Source organism: Microbulbifer thermotolerans (assembly GCF_001617625.1).
In the GTDB taxonomy this organism is placed as follows: domain Bacteria; phylum Pseudomonadota; class Gammaproteobacteria; order Pseudomonadales; family Cellvibrionaceae; genus Microbulbifer; species Microbulbifer thermotolerans.
This window is the reverse complement of record NZ_CP014864.1, coordinates 1,618,282-1,636,913: the sequence shown is the minus strand read 5'-3', so window position 1 is coordinate 1,636,913 and position 18,632 is coordinate 1,618,282. Positions and strand designations below refer to the sequence as shown.

Here is an 18,632-nt window from a genome sequence, read left to right as displayed (position 1 = left end):
CAACTTCCAGAAGGGCTAAATTTGGTTTCAAAATAAACTAGATATAGCGACGCAAAAAAACACAAAAAAGGAAAGGAACATCATTCGTAAACGGCATTTTTTAGGGCACCAGAGTCAAAAAAGGCCGCGAGAATCGCAGCCTTTTTTGAGAGTCCTTACGGGAATCACTCTTCATCCCCCTGGTCTTCCGTCTCCTGAACCCGGGCCAGCCCCACCAACTGTTCACCCGTCTTGAGGCGAATCACGCGCACGCCCTGGGTATTTCGGCCCAGTACTGAAACTTCATCGACGCGGGTCCGCACCAGCGTACCTTGATCGGAAATCAGCATAATCTCTTCACCGGGGAACACCTGACAAGCACCGACGAGGGCGCCGTTGCGCTCGCTCTCGGCAATGGCGATCACTCCCTGGGTGCCGCGACCCTTGGTGGGGAAATCCGCGGTGGCAGTGCGCTTACCGTAACCGTTTTCAGTCACCATCATTACTGTCCCACCCTCTTCCGGGATGACCATGGCGATGACCGAGACTCCATCTGGCATACGGATACCACGCACACCACGGGATACACGCCCCATAGGCCGCACATTCTCTTCCGCGAAGCGCGCCGCCTTGCCGGCGCTGGTCAACAACAACACATCGCGACGGCCGTCGGTAATGGCAGTGGCTACCAAGCGGTCCCCTTCATCCAACTCTATCGCTTTCAACCCCACGCTGCGGGGGCGGGCGAAAGCGGAAAGCGGCGTCTTCTTCACAGTGCCATTGGCGGTAGCGAAGAAAATAAAATGATCTTCGTCATATTCGGACACCGGCAACATACTGCTGATACGCTCGCCCTCCTCCAACTGCAGCATGTTAACCATCGGTCGCCCGCGGGAAGCACGCCCAGCAGTGGGGACTTCGTAGACCTTCAGCCAGTAGACCTTACCCTTATTGGAGAAGCAGAGAATCGTATCGTGGGAGTTGGCGATCAGCAGATGCTCAACGAAATCCTCATCTTTTACCTGGATAGCGGACTTACCCATACCACCGCGGCGCTGCGCCTGATAATCGGCCAGAGGCTGGCTTTTGGCGTAACCACTGTGGGAGATAGTTACCACCTTGTCTTCCGGAGTGATAAGGTCCTCTACAGTCAGATCCTGACGGGAGGCCACTATGTCAGTGCGGCGCGCATCTCCGAACTCTTTATCAAGCTGCTCAAGTTCCTCGCGGATCACCTCCATCAGGCGATCGAAACTACCGAGGATATGCAGGTACTCTGCAATCTGCTCAAGGCGCTCCTTGTATTCGGCCAGAAGCTTGTCGTGCTCCATACCGGTCAGGCGGTGTAAGCGCAACTCCAAAATAGCCTGGGCCTGAGCCGGCGACAGATAGTATGCGCCGTCATCCCGGAGACCGTATTCCCTCGGCAAATCATCCGGTCGACAGGCATCAGCGCCGGCGCGTTCCAGGAATTGTTGCACCTCTCCAACAGCCCAGCCCCGGGCCAACAACGCCTCGCGGGCATCCGCCGGGGTGGCAGAGGACTTGATCAGCTCGATCACAGGGTCGATGTTGGCGATGGCGATTGCCAGCCCCTCGAGGATATGCCCCCGCTCCCGCGCCTTGCGCAACAGGTACACGGTGCGGCGAGTAACCACTTCCTGGCGGTGGCGGATGAAGTGCTCAAGCAACTCCTTGAGGTTTAACACCTTGGGCTGCCCTTCTACCAGGGCCACCATGTTAATGCCAAAGACACTCTCTAATTGCGTCTGCGAATAGAGGTTGTTCAACACCACCTCGCCGAGCTCGCCGCGCTTCAGCTCAATCACCACCCTCAGGCCGTCTTTGTCAGACTCATCGCGCAGCTCGGAGATACCCTCGATCTTCTTCTCCTTGACCAGCTCGGCGATGCGCTCTATGAGGCGCGCCTTGTTCAGCTGGTAAGGAATCTCGGTGATAATAATCGTCTCGCGATTGGACTTGTCATCGCGGACTACTTCCGCTTTTGCCCGCACGTAGATGCGCCCACGCCCAGTGCGGTAGGCCATCAAAATACCAGCGCGGCCGTTGATGGTAGCGCCGGTAGGGAAATCCGGCCCCGGAATATGCTCCATTAGCTCATCGACGGAGAGATCAGGGTTATCGATCAACGCCAAACAAGCGCGCACCACCTCACCCATGTTGTGCGGCGGGATATTTGTGGCCATACCCACAGCGATACCCGAGGAGCCATTTACCAACAGATTGGGCACCCGCGACGGCAACACTTCCGGCATCTGCTCGGAGCCATCGTAGTTGTCGATAAAATTGACTGTTTCCTTATCTAGGTCAGACAACAGCTCGTGGGCCAGCTTGTCCATGCGGATCTCGGTGTACCGCATGGCCGCCGGGCTGTCGCCATCGATAGAGCCGAAATTGCCCTGGCCGTCAACCAGGGGGTAGCGCATGGAGAAGGGCTGCGCCATGCGCACAATAGTGTCGTACACCGCAGTATCGCCGTGGGGATGGTATTTACCGATCACATCGCCAACGACACGCGCCGACTTTTTGTAGGGCTTGTTCCAATCGTTTTTGAGTTCATTCATGGCGAAGAGCACTCGCCGGTGTACCGGCTTGAGGCCGTCGCGCACATCCGGCAGCGCACGCCCCACAATCACGCTCATCGCATAGTCGAGATAAGACTGCTTGAGTTCTTCTTCGATATTGATCGGAGAAATTTCTTTGGCTAATTCGCCCATAGCTTACCGCGTTCCTTTTATAACGCAGGCCGCTGAAACCTGGCCCGGATAAGCGGGCGATTCTACCACAGATTTGAGTGTGGGACTCAGTCACCACCGGGGCGAGTAGCTACCCCGGCCTTAAAGGGCGACAACCGTATATCCATGTTTCTGCCTGGACTTCCGCACCGCGGCATTCAGCCTTCCCCCAAAGGGGCTGGTATCATCTGTCGGTCATCCGCATCTTCCACCCCGAATATGATCGATACACTGATACACGCACGCTGGATCATCCCCGTCGTACCCGAACAAAAAGTGTACGAAAACTGCTCTCTTGCAATCGATAAAGGGAAAATCATCGGCCTACTTCCCTCCCCGGAGGCCGCCGCGCGATTCGAAGCCAGCGAAGAGATTCACCTGGATCAGCATGCACTGATCCCCGGCCTAATCAATACGCACAACCACGCTGCCATGACACTGCTGCGTGGGTTTGCCGACGACCGGCCATTGATGGAGTGGTTGGAAAATCACATCTGGCCTAATGAGCGCAAATGGGTGGACCCGGAGTTCGCCACCGACGGCAGCCGTCTTGCGGTGGCGGAGATGCTTCGCAGCGGCACCACCACCTTTTCGGATCAATACTTCTTCCCCGAAGCCACGGCTCAGGTGGCCAGGGAAACGGGAGTGCGCGCGCAGATCGCCTTCCCCGTTATCGACTTTCCCACCCCCTGGAGCCGGAACAGCGAAGACGCCTTGCAAAAAGGCCTCGCTCTGCGCGACGACTACAAAGCCAATGAACGCATCGATGTGGTCTTCGCTCCCCACGCCCCCTACACGGTCGGCGATGCCACCCTGGAAAGAATCGCGGTATACGCCGCCGAGGCCCAGATCGCAGTGCAGATGCACCTGCACGAAACCGCCACTGAAGTGGAACGGGCTCTTGCTGAAACCGGTGAGCGGCCAACCGAACGGCTGCTGCGCCTGGGGCTGCTGGGCCCACAGACCCTGTGCGTACACATGACAGCAGTAAACGAACGGGACATCGAGCTGTTACAAAGCAGCGGCGCTCACGTAGCGCACTGCCCCAGATCCAACCTGAAACTGGCTTCCGGCTTCTGCCCTACGGCCAGACTTCTACAGGCTGGCGTCAACGTGGCCTTAGGCACCGATGGCGCCGCCAGCAACAACAGCCTGGATCTTTTCACCGAAGCCAATACTGCCGCCCTGCTGGCCAAGGCAGTCAGCGGTGACGCCGCCGCCCTACCCGCACATCAGGTACTGGCCATGGCAACAATCAACGGCGCGCGGGCATTGGGAATCGACCAAATCACCGGCAGTCTTGAAACCGGCAAAAGTGCGGATCTGGCCGCCATCCACCTGGGCCAATTGGAGCAGCAGCCGCTCCACGACCCCGTATCGCAACTCATCTATACCGCCGCCGGTCACAACGTCAGTGATGTGTGGGTTGCCGGTAGGCGGCTTCTGAGAGACCGCCAACTGCAAACAATAAACGAGATTGAGGTCATTCAGCGGGCACAGCAGTGGCGTGCTAGAATCGCAGGCCAAGCCTGATGGGAGTTACAAAGAGCTCCGTATCCTACACCGATGCGGAGATATTGCCTCCCGTAAGCGCCATAGAGCCCAGAAGTAAGCACGGACACCAGATGACCAATCTAGACCCGGTAGAAATCGCCAAGTTCGAACAGATCGCCAGCCGCTGGTGGGATCTTGAAGGCGAGTTCAAGCCACTGCACGAAATCAATCCGCTGCGTGCCAACTATATCGACCGGTGCGCCCCGGTAGCCGGGAAAAAACTGCTCGATGTAGGCTGCGGTGGCGGCATACTCACGGAAGCCATGGCCCAACGCGGCGCTGAAGTAACCGGTATCGATATGGGCGAAGCGCCGCTAAAAGTGGCCAAGCTGCACGCGGCCGAGAGTGGCGTCCAGGTGAACTACCAGCGCCTGACGGTGGAAGAGCTGGCCGCAAAGCAACCGGGCAGCTTCGACATCGTTACCTGTCTGGAAATGCTCGAACATGTGCCAGACCCGGCCTCGGTAATCCGCGCTTGCGCACAACTGGTCAGACCCGGCGGCCACCTGTTCTTCTCCACCATCAACCGCACAGCCAAAGGGTGGCTCTTCGCCGTAGTCGGCGCGGAATACCTATTGCGACTCTTGCCCAAAGGGACCCATGAATACGGCAAGTTTATCCGTCCCTCGGAACTCGGCGCCTGGCTGCGCGAAAGCGGCCTGGAGATCCGCGATATAACCGGTATGACTTACAACCCGCTGACCCGCAGCTACAAGCTGAACCCGCGGGACGTGGACGTAAACTACCTGGTACATGCAAGCAGACCGGCGTGAAGGCCAGGAACAGCTGATCGGAAACAGAATGAAAGCGGTTTTATTTGACCTGGACGGCACTCTCTTCGACACAGCTCCCGACTTTATCCGGGTGCTGAATCAGTTGCGCAGAGAAGAGCAGCTGCCGCCACTGCCCGACAGCGAAATACGCGCAGTGGTCTCCAACGGTGCTCGCGCACTAGTGACACTTGGATTTGGAACCGACGAAAACCATCCCACCTTTGAGGGGCTGCGCCAGCGCCTGCTGGACCTGTATCTCGCACACTTGGCCGAAAAAACCCAACCCTTCCCGGGCATTGAACCCCTGCTCCACAGACTTTCCGAACGGGGGATCGCCTGGGGCATAGTGACCAATAAACCGGAAGCCTACACAACACCGCTGATGCGGGCCTTCAGTCATCTGCCGACACCAGGTGCCGTGATCTGTCCCGACCATGTCGCCAACCGCAAGCCCGATCCAGAGCCCATACTACTCGCCTGTCAACAGATCGGCTGCCGCCCGGAGGAGGCCATCTACGCCGGTGACCACGAACGGGATATTGCCGCAGGTCGCGCGGCAGGCCTGCCGACCATCGCCTGCAGCTACGGCTATATCGACAATGGCGACGACCCGGCGCGCTGGGGGGCCGACCACTTGGTGCACTCCGCGGAGGAAATCTGGCCCCTGTTGCAACGCCACTACATTGAAAATAGTGAATTGGGCCCCTTCAACACCTCTGGGCTGAAAACCTCTCTTTAGGAGACTCCCGAGCAGGCCGGAAGATCGCTCCCCGAGGCTCCCCCCTATCGGCGAGCGCTGTCAGCCCGGCAGAACTACGGAAAATAGGAAGAAATCTGGAAGCCTTATGTCTGAGTTTATCGGCGACTACCACGCCCCCAAAGAACTTCTCAAAGACAAGATCATACTGGTCACAGGTGCCGGTGACGGCATAGGCCGTACCGCCGCCAAAACCTTTGCCGCCCATGGTGCCACAGTGATACTGCTCGGGCGCACCACACCTAAACTGGAAAAGGTCTACGACGAAATTGAAGCCGCCGGGGGTCCCCAACCGGCCATCTTCCCGATGGACCTGAACGAAGCGCGCATCGAAGCTTTTGAACACTTTGCAGAAGCCGTAGACCAGGAATTCGGCCGCCTCGACGGTCTGCTACACAACGCCGGTTTGCTCGGCCAGCGCACCCCGATCGCCAGCTATCACTTCGACACTTGGCAGCAGGTGATGCAAGTCAACGTCAATGCGGCCTTTGGCCTCACTAAAGTCCTGCTGCCGCTGTTGGAAAAGTCTGATGCGGGGTCGGTTGTCTTTACCGGCTCCGGTGTCGGCCTCAAAGGACGCGCCTACTGGGGTGCCTACTCGGTCTCCAAGTTCGCAACCGAAGGCCTGATGCAGGTACTGGCGGACGAACTGGACGGGGTTTCCAATATCCGTGTCAACAGCGTCAATCCCGGCGCCACCCGCACCAACATGCGCGCTGCGGCTTACCCCGCCGAAAATCCAGCTTCCGTTACCACTCCGGAAGAGATTATGCCCACCTATTTGTACCTGATGGGCGACGACAGCCGGGGCGTGAGCGGGCGGCAATTCAACGCCCAGCAATAGCGGCCACCTTTTTCCCGGACAATACACTACCCGGCCACTACGACTGGCCGGGTATATACGAGGCCCTTACGGCAGGAGTGGATTACCCCTCCGTGCGGCCGGTCGCCTCCTGCGGCACACCTTCATCCACCGTTTCTCCAGCGCCACCATTTTGGCCCGCGGAATCCACCATATGCTCGGGGACATCGGCAAATACGTCACCCTCGAACTCCATCATCTCGCTGTCGGCGACCATGTCTGCCCCCGCGGACATCTCCGCCCCTGCGGCCTCTTCCACCGCAGCCTCCAGCTGTCGGGCAACGGTTTCCTCAGCGCCAGCGGAATCCATGTTTTGAAAGTAAAGGTAGCCCCCGACAGCGGCAACGGCGATCGCGGGAACAATCAGTTTTTTCATTTTTCGACCCCTGCATAGTGTGGATTTATCATTGCTATCGGCTTCAATTGGTACGGATTTATAGTTGTAATCGGCCTCAATTCTTCCACGCTGGCCTTGACAAAAATGTGATGACGGACACGTTTTTGTTTGTCGATCACCAGTTTAAAAGGCAAAATTCACTGATATATCCGCAGATTCGTGCGCGCATGCTGTAGCACCCCTTTAGCAGCGCTCTCAGAGAAATGAACATTAGGGGGCACACGGACACACTCATTTGCGGCCAAACCTGGCTCATCGCCCGAACAGTCGCATGAGATGCAATATGCCCCGAAAAGCAGATGAATCACAAACTCACTCAACAGCCCAAGCAGAAGTTATGCGAACTCTACTGATAATCCCTACCCTGGTCCTTGCCGCGGCCGGCGCCAGTGCCGACACCCTCAGTAAACAACTGCGAGCCTGCGCAGCCATTGAGGCAAGTGATAAGCGCCTGGCCTGCTACGACACCTTGAGTGGAACCCTCGACCAGCGCGCTGAACAAAACTTCGGCCAAGAACAGTTGCGTATCACTGAAGACGCTCCTGACACCATAGAGGCTGCCATCGCCGATATCAGCAAGACCGCTTACAACAAGGCTCTGATCACTCTGGACAACGGGCAGGTATGGCGGCAGAACGACAGTACGCGGCTGACCTGGAAGGTTGGCGATGCAGTCGTCCTTGAGCGCGGCCTATTGGGTTCCTTTTTTATGAAGCAAGCCGATGGCGGGCGCAAGATCCGCGTTAAACGCATTCGCTAGCGCCCCGCTCAAGTCGTATGAGCGCTGTCGCTGATTGCGGGGCGCTCATGCGAGAACTGCCCGGTAAAAGGACGAGCCTACAGGGAAGTGTCCGCAGACACCCGCAAAGCCTCCTATTACTACAGGAGCCCCCACTCGGATCTTTTCCCACAGTCCCCCAGCCCCCATTTGGGCGATTATAACCGCCAGCTTTTGTCATTTAGCGAAAGTTCACTTTGGCCCAATCAAAGATAAAACTCCCTGGTCAAACAAAGTAAGGCGCCCCATTCCACATTCATCTATATTAAAAATGAATTCCGCGCCATCCTATTGCGGGTGCTGTCGCGGCCACGCCAACAGCCAATAGAAGGTTTTGCACTTGTCCCGAGACAATTTTTACTCAAGGGATGAAGCCTGGCTGAAGGATGCAGACACCCCTCCTCCCGAGGCATCGCCGCTGGATGACAATGCCATCGAGGATTTGAGCAAAGCCCCCCTGGTAGAGGACAACGGTACGGAGGGCGGCAGCTCTCCAATGCAAAATTACCTAAAACATCTATACCGCCTGCAACTGCTCACCCCCGAGGAGGAGCAGTGCACCACCAGTCTATTGCGGGAGCTTGAAGACAAACTGATTGCACTGCTGCAAAAGCGCGGGGTGGAACTGGTGGCACTGCGGAGCGAGGGCGTCGAGCAGCGCGGCAGCACCGGAGCCTACGACCACGGATTGATCATCGCCCACGCAGAGGAGCTACTCGCCTCTGAGAGGCTATCCAAGCGAGACCGCAACAGCCTAAGGAGCCTCTTGCGGCGTTTCCGGGAACAGCGCCAAAAGCTGATTCAGTGTAACCTGCGCCTGGTGATCGCCATTGCGAAACGCTTCCGAAACCCATCGATCCCCTTTATCGATTTGATCCAGGAAGGCAATGTGGGCCTGATGAAGGCCATAGAGCGCTTCAAGCCGCAAATGGGTTACCGCTTCTCCACTTACGCCTACTGGTGGATACAGCAGGAGATCCAGCTGGCCCTGCGCCGCAACGACGACCTGGTGCGCCAACCCGCCAATGTGCAGGATGACCTGCGTGCCATCTACCGAGCAATCGCCGATGTGCACGCGCAAGGGCTGCCCGCCTCCGATGAAAACCTGGCCAGACAGTCCGGTCTTGACCTCGAAAGGGTTCAGGCACTGCTCAAATTACCGGGACCCACGGGGTCGCTGGACGAACCCTTGGCTGAAGATCAGAGCAGCACCCGTCTGGACTATGCACCAGCGGACGAGCTCTACAATACCGATGAACTGGTTACCAATCAGGAGCTGGCGGAGCGCCTTCGGGAAGCGGTAGCGCGCCTGCCGATGCGGCAGCGCACAGTACTGTACCTGCGCTACGGCCTCATCTCCGACCACGACTGCTCCTTCCGCGTTATCGGCGAGCAGTTGGGGCTCAGTCAGGAACGCGCGCGCCAGCTGCACGCAGATGCACTGCGCCAGTTAAAGCGCCAGTGGAGGTGATTTCGACATCGACGCCCGATCACGCTTGTCATCGCCGAATATACCGCTAGGCTTATGGAATCTCTGTTCAGTTCCGCGATAAACGTTCCATAAGTCATGTGTAACAATCCGCCCGCGCCCGCCTTTCTGTCCCTGCTGGCTTGCACACTCTGCTGCGGATTGTTGTCTTCCCCCCCTGCCTTAGCAGAACGGGAGCTAATTCTCAGTGCCGGAAAAGGACTGGGGGACGCACTGATTCAGCAAGATTCCATTGCTGACGCCGAAATGGCGGGGCTGAACTACGCGCAACTTTTCTCCGAGCACAGCTTCGGCTCCGGCCAGTGGCAGTGGTGGGCTCAAGGCAGTTACGCATTTTTGCATCAGGACTATCGCGGCGAGACACAGCAACAAAATATTATCGAACTGAAACCCGTACTGCGCTGGTACCCCCACCAGGAAGCTTATGGCCTCTTCGGAGAATTCGGCATCGGTGCCGCCTACCTGACGAACAAAGACTTCGGGGACATCCACCTATCCACCAAGCTCAATTTTGCCCTGCACTTTGCCGCAGGCTACCGGCTGCGCAACGGCTATATTCTGTCACTGCGCTACAGCCACTTCTCCAATGCCTATACCAACACCCCCAATCCCGGGTTCGACTTTGCCTCTTTGAATGGGCATTTCAGTTTCTAATCTCCGCCCTGCCAGCGCACCGTCATCTCTGTCACAGCAGAACTCGTTGAAGCATCCAAGCGCGGATTAACGGCGCGCTTCCACTTGCTGGGAACCGCATACAGGAACCGTCACATCCCGATCAAAATTCTGTAATGTCACCGAGTCAGAATACCCCGCACAAGAACACGGGGGGACCTATGAGCCTTAAACGTTCGGCGTCACAGAGCGGCGATTTTACGATTCCGCCAGTTGGCCCTGCGCCCCACCCTGCCGCAGTCAAATCAGCGCCTCGAAAAGATGCCCAGGACGGCGACATCAAATCGATTCAACGCATTTGTCACTTGGTGGCGAGCCGCGAGCACGGCGAGCTGGAAAAACACGTGGCAGACCTTTCCCGCTGGCAGGCGCACAACACCAACGCGCAAGTCTCGGTTATCGCCCACCCCCGCTACCAGAACACGCTGGATCAAAGGGTCAACTTCATTCCGCTGAATACCGACCGCAGCCGCCACCACCCGACTTTGATCTGGCGCTTGGCCAACCATATCCGCGCCGGTGGCTTCCAGATCGCCCACGGGCACGGCAGCAAATCGGCACAGCTGCTCGCGGCAGTACAGAAATACACAGACGCCCGACAGGTTATCACCCGCCACAATGTGCGCCACCCTAGGGACAAACTCGCCAGTGCCTTCGACGCGAGAATCGCTGTCAGCCGCAGTGCCGTCGCCAACTCACGGCTGGATTGGAATATCATTCCCAACGGTATCGAAGTAAAGTGGCAAGCGAGCGCTCCCCTGGACCTCCAGCTGTCCCCTGAGCCCAAAGCTCTGGTGGCCGCACGCCTAATCAGGCTCAGGGGCACCGAGCCGCTGCTGCAAGCGTTGAACCAAGTGTCCGGGGTACAGTTAATCATCCTCGGAGACGGTCCCGAAAAAAGCGCCCTGGAACAGCAAAGCCGCGAATTAAAGCTCGACAAACGGGTAATATTCGTTGGCCGCACCGACAAGGCCAGTGCCTTTCTGCGCACTGCCGATCTGCTGGTGATATTGTCGCGCAATGAGAGTCCCCCTTACGCCCTGGCCGAAGCGCTGCAGAACCGCTGTCCAGTCATTGCCAGCCGCGAGGGAGACGCAGAAGACTATGTGCCCCCGGAATACCTTTTGGACAACCTGGACCCGGCCCACTTGGCGAAAAAACTCCGCTTCGCACTGACGAACAAAGATCGGCTGCACAAAGACTTCAGCACCGCCTTCGAACGCGCCGCCAATGAACTCTCACTGGACAATACCGCACGCGCTATCTGGCGCGTCTACGCACAACTTGTGTCTTGAGTGATACGCATGGGAATCTCTGCTGTATTTGGCTTCCGGGCGATTAGCTTCGCAAGCGATTGTCAAGCAAGCGTCACGCGGTCTGCAGCAGCTCACGGTACAGTGCCAAGGTCTGCGCCGCAGTATCCTCGTGGGTAAAATCGCTAAAGCGGACCATCTGCGGCTGATCGAGGATACGCAGAGTGGTTTCCACCAAGGCATCGGGGTTGCCGCGCTCCACCAATCCCTGGGGAAAACACCGCTGCAGCACCTCCGCAGAGCCGCAGTCTGCGTAGGCTACAACCGGACAGTTCATCGCCAACGCCTCGGCGGCGACACGCCCGTAAGGCTCCGGCTGCTCAGCCAGGCTGTAGCAGACCTGCGAGCTCGCGTAGAGTTCGCGCATATCCCGGCGCGGGCCGAGAAACAGAACCCTGTCGGCAAGCCCCAGCTCCACGGCCATTTGTTCCAGTTTCCGCGAGTACTTTTCTCCACCCGCACAGGAATCTCCAACAATCAGACCGAACACATCCCGCTGCGAAACCACAGCAGCCAGCATCCGCAGAAATGGAATCAGCCCCTGGCCAGGCTCCAAACGTGCGGGCATCAGCAGCCAGTGCCGGCCCTCAAGCTGTGGGTACTGATTGAGCAAACGCAGCTGCCACTGACCGGATACCGGCGCATCGCGATCAAATTCGCGCGTGTTTACACCGTAGTGCACCACCCGTGGTGGCTGGTTCAATTTCCCACTAAAGTGCAACTGTAGGGAATCTGCCACACACCGGGAGACAGCGGTTACACGCTCCCCAGCGGCAAGCGCCGCACCATAGAAACTCTTGCGGTAAAAATCGTGCGCCCCAGTAACCAGACGCGGCCGCTTGTCAGCGGGCATCCCCCGCCAAGCGCGCCAGGCGATCCACGCGGGAAGCGCACCGCGGGCGTGTACCACATCCACCTCCAATTCCGCCAACGTCCGCCTCAAGCGACGGACAAGGCGCAGCGACCACAAGGGGTTTCCCTGTAGTGGCATACGGATATGGCGCCCGCCGCGCAAAGTGAGACGCGGCACCAGCTCGCCACCATTGGATATCACAATGGCTTCATGGCCGAGCCGCAACAGTTCGCCGGCAAAATCCAGGGTGGTGCGCGCCAGATCCCCCGAATCAAGCTCAGGCAGCAATTGAACAATTCGCATAAATCCCGCCCGGTTTCCCGGGTACTCTCAACTTTGTTACATCTAGCCTTGTTAAGTGGCGCCTATTTTGCGGTATTCCGCGGCGCTTGCCGAGCAGCAAAATGCCCCTCTCATCACACTTCTTGGGATCAGCCCCCATTACGGCGCAAAGCACTATCGAATTTGGTGTGGGCAAACCCTAAGATGTTGTATTCAATCACTTGACGAAAGGTCTCCCATGGAAATCTCGAACCCGATCAAGCTGCTCAGGTACGTCTCTCTCACCGCGTTATTGCTCTTCAGCGGATACGCATCTAGCGCGAACGACAAGGGGCTTTTCTGGCTTGCACAGAAAGACGGCCACAGCGTGTATCTACTGGGATCAGTGCACTTAGCCAGCGACGATTTCTACCCTCTGCGCAAAAAAATCCAACAGGCCTACAAAAACAGTGACGTTCTGGTAGTCGAAGCCGATATTCTGGCTGCGGAAAGTGATCCGGCGCTGCAACAGCAAATCATGCAAGAATCCCTCTATCTGGACGAGCGCACCCTGCGCGACGACCTGTCGCCAACGGTATACAGCCAACTGCAGAAATGGCTGCAAAAACATCAGCTGCCGGAACCGATGTTTATCCGTCAACGCCCCGCCATCGCAATGATCACTATGAGCATGATGGAGCTGAAGGCACAGGGGCTAAACCCCGGTCTCGGCATCGATCGCCACTTTCTTCAGCAAGCGAAACAGAGTGGCAAACCCATTGTAGAACTGGAGGGCGTACTGCAGCAGCTACGACTGTTAAATCAACTGGAAAGTCCAGATCTGCTGATGCAGCAGACACTGGAACAACTGGATGAGATCAAGACATTTGCACCGCGCATGGTAAAGGCATGGAAAAATGGCGACGCAGATCACCTCTACCAACTGATCATTGCCGACAGCCTGAACGAACACCCGGAATTCAAGCCACTCTATGAAACACTGTTCTTTCGCCGCAACCGGGACATGGCCAAACGCATCATCCATACAAGCGACTCGTATAAATCGCAGTTCGTAATTATCGGCGCCGGCCACCTGGTGGGAGAACACAGCGTCATAGAATTGTTGCAACGACAAGGCTACAACATTGAACAACTGTAAGGCGTACTCCTGCGCCTCTTGCGACAGAAGGCGTTTACTTGACATCAATATTTAATACAAGCCGCGCCTTGCGCCGTTGCTAAACTCAGGAGGCATTGAGCAGGGAAACATTCGCTGAGCTGGCACACAGGGAGGTGTCCGGTGTATTGCCGCGGCTTTATTTTTTCTTTTATGGGGGCCGCATTATTTCATCCTGCGGTTGCGGATCAGCCGGAGACCAAAAGTTGGTTAAAGATTTCTGCAAACGAAGGAAACTTCTCCGCCGAACTTGGCGGTCGCATCCACTTTGACACCTACCTATTCGACAGCGATATCGAAGATCCCATCAGTACGACGGAATTCCGCCGCGTGCGCCTGGCGGTGACGGGGCATCTGTGGAAATGGAAATACAAACTGGAACGGGATTTCTCCTCCAGCGGCACCAGTGGTCTGCGCGATGTATATATCGCCACGGAGGTACTTGGCGGCAAACTCACCATCGGCAATTTCAAACCCTACCGCTCCATGGAAGAGCTGACCAGCTCCAATGAAATTACAATGATGGAACGCTCCTTCACCAGCGCCAGCGGTATTTATTTCGATCGATCGCGCCAACAGGGTATCGGCTGGCACACCCATTGGGGCTGCTACACCTTCGGCGCAGCCGGATTTAACCTGCGCAATCCCGGTGCCCCTCGCAATGAAGGTCTTGGCGCCGCCGGGCGTATTACCTGGGCACCGATCAACGACCAAATCAGCACAGTGCACCTCGGTATCTCCGCCAGCCACGAAAACGCCAACCGCAATTCAAACCCCATTGAAGCCGATGTCGCATACGCCGGCCGCCGCGGCCCCACTCAGCTGACCGCACTGACACCAGGGGGCAGAGACTTCTTTTTCGATATAGTCAACGATAATGGCGATCAGCTCTTCTTCTTTGGCAACCAAGGCGGCAAGGCCGATATCGCGGGATTGGAGTTCGCGGCTACCTACGGCCCCGTTTATCTGCAATCAGAATACGCCTACGGCAAATTTGACGGCGACTACTATCTGTCAGAGGTTGTGTTCGAGGACTTCTACGGCATACCTCCCACATTCGCCTGCGACCCGGACAACGGCTGCTTTATCGGCGATCAGGATGTGAAGACCTGGTACATCATGGGCAGCTGGATGATTACCGGGGAGCACAAGCCCTACGACAGCGCGAAAGGCGTATTCAGATCCGCCAAGCCTCACAGCGACTGGGGTGCCTGGGAGCTGACCGCCCGCTATGAAACCATCGAGAACAAGGACATTCCCGACCTGGAGGCGGACAGCTTCAGGCTGGGTGTCAATGTCTACCTCAACCCCCGAGTACGCTTTATGCTCAACATTGTACTGGGGGACGATGAATTTACCGGCGACAAAACCAGGCAACTGGCGTTTCGCGCTCGGGCGAGCTGGTAACCCGCCCGCACGAATTAACCCACCTGTTGTGCCTTGGCTGGATCAAAAACCGCCACTGGCGCTGATTCATTTAGCTCCGCCCCCGGATTTTCAAAGCGCCGCAGAGCGGCCGACCGCAACTTCCGCGCCCGGTCCAGACTGGCTTCCTTGACCGGACCATAACCGCGTATCGCATCCGGATAGCTGAGCAGCTCAATCGCTGCGGCGTGGTTCTCGGCGTTCAGTTCTCCGATCACCCTGTCTACCAGCTGCTCGTACTCGCCGATCAAGGCGCGCTCGATTTTGCGCTCGGCCGTGTAACCGAAGATATCCAGCGGCGTGCCGCGCAGGACTTTGAGTTTTGCCAGCAAGCCAAAAGCTTTGTACATCCAACCGCCGAATTTGAGCTTGCGCGGACGGCCCAATGCCTTATCAAAAGGAGACAGCAGTGGTGGGGCCAAATTGAATTCCAGGGCAAAATCGCCGGAGAAATTTTCCCGCAGAGCTTTGGCAAACTCGCCGTCAGTGTAGAGCCGGGCCACTTCGTACTCATCCTTGTATGCCAGTAGCTTGGCGTAATTGCGGGCGACGACCTCCGCTAGCGCTTCACTGCCAGGCACTTTGAGAATTTCCGCGGCTTTTACCCGATCCACCAGGTCGCGGTAGCGTCGCGCGAGCTTGCTGTTCTGATACCCGGTGAGGTGGTGCACGCGGTGAGCAACGATTTCTTCCAAGCCTCGGGGCAGTCCGACCTCTTCAGCCGCCCCCGCCAAGAGAGCGTCCAACTTGTCACGGTTAGCCGCGGCTAAGCGGCCGGCGGCAAACCCTTGCAGATTGGCCTCCACCGCTACACCGTTTAAGGCAATCGCCTGTGTCAGAGCCTCCCGACCGAGAGGGATAAGCCCCTTCTGCCAGGCAAAACCGAGCATGAAAATATTCGCAGCCAGAGTGTCGCCCAGCGCCGCGCTGGTAAGCTTGTGCGCTTCCACTGTTTCCAGCACTTTCACCGCCGCACCCAGGCTATCCAATACCACTTGCGGCGAATGCACATCTTCACGACCGAGCACCGACGCCGCAGTGGGCGTCAGGTGTGTGTTCACCACCGCACGGCTGTGGGTTTCGTCCAGCTTGGCCAGACAGGCCTGGAGATTGCCCGCAGCTATCAGGTCGCAGGCCATCAATGCATCCGCACGACCGTCGGAAATACGCACCGCCTTCAGTTCGCCCGGCGCCGCGGCCAAGCGTACATGGGAGTATACCGCCCCTCCCTTTTGTGCCAGACCGGTTTGATCCAAGGTGCTGCTGGCCTTGCCTTCAATGTGCGCCGCCATTGCCAGCAGTGCACCAATCGTCACCACGCCGGTGCCACCAACGCCGGTCACCAGTAGATTGTATGGCGCATCCAGTGATGGCAACTCCGGCTGCGGAAGCTTGTCCGCCTCGGTGAGCAACACATCGCCGACACCTGCCCGCTTCGCCAACTCGCCACCCTTGACTGTGACAAAAGATGGGCAGAAACCATTGACACAGGACATATCCTGATTACAGCCGGTTTGGTTAACCCGGCGCTTATCGCCAAATGCCGTCTCGACCTTTTCCACCGCAATACAGCTGGACTGTTGCACACAGTCTCCACAGCCTTCACAGACCCGCTCGTTGATAAACGGGCGCCCCTCGGCCTTCGGCAACAATCCGCGCTTGCGCTTGCGGCGCAGCTCCGTGGCACAAGTCTGGTCGTAAAGGATAACGGTACAACCTTCGATTTCGCGCAGCGCCTCCATAACCACCGGCAGGTGGTCCCGGTGGCGAACCTCTACTTCTCTGGGAAAGTGCAAGGCGCCTTTATATTTGTCCAGGTTGTCCAGAACCAGCACAACTTTGCGCACGCCTTCCGACAGTACCTGGCGGCAAATCATATCCGGCGTCAGCTCGCCGTCATGGGGCTGGCCGCCAGTCATGGCCACGGCATCGTTGAACAAAATCTTGTAAGTGATATTTACCTTTGCCGCCACTGCCGCGCGGATGGCGAGAATACCGGAATGGAAGTAGGTACCGTCCCCCAAGTTGACGAACACGTGTTTTTCCCGCGTAAACGCGGACTGACCAATCCAGTTCACCCCCTCTCCACCCATCTGGGTAAAAGTGTAGGTTTCGCGGTCGAGCCACTGGGCCATATAGTGACAACCGATGCCCGCCAAGGCCCGGCTGCCCTCAGGCACCCGGGTGGAACGGTTGTGTGGGCAACCGGCGCAGAACATCGGCAGACGCGAAACGTTAGCACCGGCATTCTGCGAGATCCGCTGGGCCAGCGCGTCCAGGCGGCTCAGCCTGTGCCGGGCCGTCTCATCGAGTTTTTCCCCGAGAATCTTGCCCAACACCTGCGCCACAATCGCCGGGGACAGTTCGCCGTACATGGGCATCAGCGGGCGGTCATTTTCATCCACTTTGCCCAGGATGCGCGGGAAATGGGGATCTTTCAGGTGTACGTTGTACAGCTCTTCCTTAAGCTGCACTTCCATCAGGCTGCGTTTTTCCTCAAGCACCAGCAAGGTGTCCAGGCCGCGGGCAAACTCCTGAATGCCTGGTACATCCAGTGGATAGGTCATGCCCACTTTGAGGATGCGAATGCCGAGAGCTCTCGCCTTCCGCTCATCGATACCCATATCCTCAAAGGCCTGCATTAAATCCAGGTGCGCCTTGCCGGTACTAACAATACCCAGGCTCGCATCGGGGTTTTCCAGCACCACCCTGTTTAATTTGTTGGCGCGGGCAAAGGCTAAGGCCGCCGGGCGCTTGTAGCGCCAGAGACGCTCTTCTTGCTCCAGTGGGTTATCCTGTTTGCGGATGTTGAGCCCGCCTTCCGGGCGCTCTATTTCGGGATAGGAAAACTGCACCCGCTCCGGGTCAACATCCACGGTAGCGGAACTGTCCATATTTTCCGCCAGTGTGATCATGGCCACCCAGCAACCGCTGAAGCGGGACAACTCCAGGCCGTAATGGCCATAGTCCAGCACCTCCTGCACCGTGGCCGGATTCAGCACCGGGATATGCATATCAACAAAAGCGAACTCGGACTGACCGGGATAGGAAGAGGATTTGCAACCGTGATCGTCGCCGGCAACGATCAATGCGCCGCCATGTGCCGAGGAACCCGCCGCATTCGCATGGCGAAAGGCATCGCAGGAGCGGTCCACTCCGGGGGTCTTGCCGTACCAAATGCCGCAAACACCGTCCACCTCGGCACCTTCAAACAGGCCCACCTGCTGTGAACCCCAGACCGCCGTGGCCGCCAGCTCCTCGTTCACTCCCGGCTGGAAACGAATATTGTGCGCATCGAGTAATTTTTTCGCCCGGACCAGCTGCTGATCGTAGCCACCCAATGGGGAACCGCGGTAACCGGAAATAAATACGGCCGTCTTGAGCCCCCGGGCCCGATCCATACGCATCTGGTCGATGGGCAGGCGCACCAGCGCCTGAATACCGGACAATAGTACCCGCCCTTTGAGGGTGGTATAACGATCGTCCAGGGATACTTCTCTCACAGGACCGGACTCCTGCGCCCGGGCGGTATCTTGCACACCGCTCGCGATTTCACTCATAGGCCTACTTCCGATTATCTGTCTAA

The 18,632-nt window shown here is 57.6% G+C and carries 14 protein-coding genes; 10 read left to right on the top strand and 4 right to left on the bottom strand.

Annotated features, from left to right (window positions below; all coding sequences use genetic code 11):
- Positions 1 to 164: 164 nt before the first annotated feature.
- Positions 165 to 2,717, bottom strand: coding sequence for a DNA gyrase subunit A (gyrA, locus tag A3224_RS06900; RefSeq protein ID WP_067152857.1), 2,553 nt, complete (start codon positions 2,715 to 2,717; stop codon positions 165 to 167).
- Positions 2,718 to 2,954: 237 nt separating this feature from the next.
- On the opposite strand from gyrA, the gene A3224_RS06895 reads away from it, so the two are divergent.
- The 4 genes from A3224_RS06895 to A3224_RS06880 all read left to right on the top strand — a co-directional run bounded on the left by A3224_RS06895 (position 2,955) and on the right by A3224_RS06880 (position 6,663).
- The gene (locus A3224_RS06895; RefSeq protein ID WP_067157623.1) at positions 2,955 to 4,268 is read left to right on the top strand and encodes a TRZ/ATZ family hydrolase; all 1,314 of its coding nucleotides are present in this window, start codon (positions 2,955 to 2,957) and stop codon (positions 4,266 to 4,268) included.
- A 92-nt stretch (positions 4,269 to 4,360) separates the two neighbouring features.
- Complete coding sequence (ubiG, locus tag A3224_RS06890; protein WP_067152855.1) at positions 4,361 to 5,062, top strand: bifunctional 2-polyprenyl-6-hydroxyphenol methylase/3-demethylubiquinol 3-O-methyltransferase UbiG; 702 nt, start codon at positions 4,361 to 4,363, stop codon at positions 5,060 to 5,062.
- Between the two features lie 28 nt (positions 5,063 to 5,090).
- Complete coding sequence (locus A3224_RS06885; RefSeq protein ID WP_067157620.1) at positions 5,091 to 5,801, top strand: HAD family hydrolase; 711 nt, start codon at positions 5,091 to 5,093, stop codon at positions 5,799 to 5,801.
- 106 nt (positions 5,802 to 5,907) lie between these two features.
- On the top strand, positions 5,908 to 6,663 hold the full coding sequence (locus tag A3224_RS06880; protein ID WP_067152853.1) for a YciK family oxidoreductase: 756 nt from the start codon (positions 5,908 to 5,910) through the stop codon (positions 6,661 to 6,663).
- An 82-nt stretch (positions 6,664 to 6,745) separates the two neighbouring features.
- Here the strand turns inward: A3224_RS06880 and A3224_RS06875 are convergent, their stop codons facing one another.
- On the bottom strand, positions 6,746 to 7,057 hold the full coding sequence (locus A3224_RS06875; RefSeq protein WP_067152851.1) for a hypothetical protein: 312 nt from the start codon (positions 7,055 to 7,057) through the stop codon (positions 6,746 to 6,748).
- Positions 7,058 to 7,415: 358 nt separating this feature from the next.
- Here A3224_RS06875 and A3224_RS06870 point away from each other — a divergent pair, with 358 nt between their 5' ends.
- The 4 genes from A3224_RS06870 (at position 7,416) to A3224_RS06855 (ending at position 11,312) form a co-directional block, all read left to right on the top strand.
- Positions 7,416 to 7,838 carry a hypothetical protein gene (locus A3224_RS06870; protein ID WP_067152849.1) on the top strand — a complete coding sequence of 141 codons (423 nt, stop codon included), beginning with the start codon at positions 7,416 to 7,418 and terminating at the stop codon, positions 7,836 to 7,838.
- Positions 7,839 to 8,196: 358 nt separating this feature from the next.
- Positions 8,197 to 9,327 carry a sigma-70 family RNA polymerase sigma factor gene (locus A3224_RS06865; protein WP_074903850.1) on the top strand — a complete coding sequence of 377 codons (1,131 nt, stop codon included), beginning with the start codon at positions 8,197 to 8,199 and terminating at the stop codon, positions 9,325 to 9,327.
- Between the two features lie 162 nt (positions 9,328 to 9,489).
- On the top strand, positions 9,490 to 9,999 hold the full coding sequence (locus tag A3224_RS06860; protein WP_231902486.1) for an acyloxyacyl hydrolase: 510 nt from the start codon (positions 9,490 to 9,492) through the stop codon (positions 9,997 to 9,999).
- A gap of 179 nt (positions 10,000 to 10,178) precedes the next feature.
- Entirely contained in the window at positions 10,179 to 11,312 is a 1,134-nt protein-coding gene (locus tag A3224_RS06855) for a glycosyltransferase family 4 protein (RefSeq protein ID WP_175487805.1), read from the top strand.
- 73 nt (positions 11,313 to 11,385) lie between these two features.
- Here the strand turns inward: A3224_RS06855 and A3224_RS06850 are convergent, their stop codons facing one another.
- Positions 11,386 to 12,486 carry a glycosyltransferase gene (locus tag A3224_RS06850; protein ID WP_067152843.1) on the bottom strand — a complete coding sequence of 367 codons (1,101 nt, stop codon included), beginning with the start codon at positions 12,484 to 12,486 and terminating at the stop codon, positions 11,386 to 11,388.
- A 217-nt stretch (positions 12,487 to 12,703) separates the two neighbouring features.
- On the opposite strand from A3224_RS06850, the gene A3224_RS06845 reads away from it, so the two are divergent.
- Together A3224_RS06845 and A3224_RS06840 are read left to right on the top strand one after the other, a co-directional pair.
- Positions 12,704 to 13,603 (top strand): TraB/GumN family protein, encoded by a 900-nt coding sequence (locus tag A3224_RS06845; protein WP_067152841.1) that lies wholly within the window; start codon positions 12,704 to 12,706, stop codon positions 13,601 to 13,603.
- Between the two features lie 171 nt (positions 13,604 to 13,774).
- Positions 13,775 to 15,028, top strand: coding sequence for an OprO/OprP family phosphate-selective porin (locus A3224_RS06840; RefSeq protein WP_067157617.1), 1,254 nt, complete (start codon positions 13,775 to 13,777; stop codon positions 15,026 to 15,028).
- A gap of 14 nt (positions 15,029 to 15,042) precedes the next feature.
- Here A3224_RS06840 and A3224_RS06835 read toward each other — a convergent pair whose 3' ends face one another.
- Positions 15,043 to 18,606: an indolepyruvate ferredoxin oxidoreductase family protein gene (locus tag A3224_RS06835; protein ID WP_067152839.1), complete on the bottom strand. Its 3,564-nt coding sequence runs from the start codon at positions 18,604 to 18,606 to the stop codon at positions 15,043 to 15,045.
- Positions 18,607 to 18,632: the final 26 nt, after the last annotated feature.

What these genes read in the sequence shown, in the direction of transcription:
- gyrA (WP_067152857.1), bottom strand. Translation starts at nt 2,717, where the DNA reads ATGGGCGAATTAGCCAAAGAAATTTCTCCGATCAATATCGAAGAAGAA.
- A3224_RS06895 (WP_067157623.1), top strand. Translation starts at nt 2,955, where the DNA reads ATGATCGATACACTGATACACGCACGCTGGATCATCCCCGTCGTACCC.
- ubiG (WP_067152855.1), top strand. Translation starts at nt 4,361, where the DNA reads ATGACCAATCTAGACCCGGTAGAAATCGCCAAGTTCGAACAGATCGCC.
- A3224_RS06885 (WP_067157620.1), top strand. Translation starts at nt 5,091, where the DNA reads ATGAAAGCGGTTTTATTTGACCTGGACGGCACTCTCTTCGACACAGCT.
- A3224_RS06880 (WP_067152853.1), top strand. Translation starts at nt 5,908, where the DNA reads ATGTCTGAGTTTATCGGCGACTACCACGCCCCCAAAGAACTTCTCAAA.
- A3224_RS06875 (WP_067152851.1), bottom strand. Translation starts at nt 7,057, where the DNA reads ATGAAAAAACTGATTGTTCCCGCGATCGCCGTTGCCGCTGTCGGGGGC.
- A3224_RS06870 (WP_067152849.1), top strand. Translation starts at nt 7,416, where the DNA reads ATGCGAACTCTACTGATAATCCCTACCCTGGTCCTTGCCGCGGCCGGC.
- A3224_RS06855 (WP_175487805.1), top strand. Translation starts at nt 10,179, where the DNA reads ATGAGCCTTAAACGTTCGGCGTCACAGAGCGGCGATTTTACGATTCCG.
- A3224_RS06850 (WP_067152843.1), bottom strand. Translation starts at nt 12,486, where the DNA reads ATGCGAATTGTTCAATTGCTGCCTGAGCTTGATTCGGGGGATCTGGCG.
- A3224_RS06845 (WP_067152841.1), top strand. Translation starts at nt 12,704, where the DNA reads ATGGAAATCTCGAACCCGATCAAGCTGCTCAGGTACGTCTCTCTCACC.
- A3224_RS06840 (WP_067157617.1), top strand. Translation starts at nt 13,775, where the DNA reads ATGGGGGCCGCATTATTTCATCCTGCGGTTGCGGATCAGCCGGAGACC.
- A3224_RS06835 (WP_067152839.1), bottom strand. Translation starts at nt 18,606, where the DNA reads ATGAGTGAAATCGCGAGCGGTGTGCAAGATACCGCCCGGGCGCAGGAG.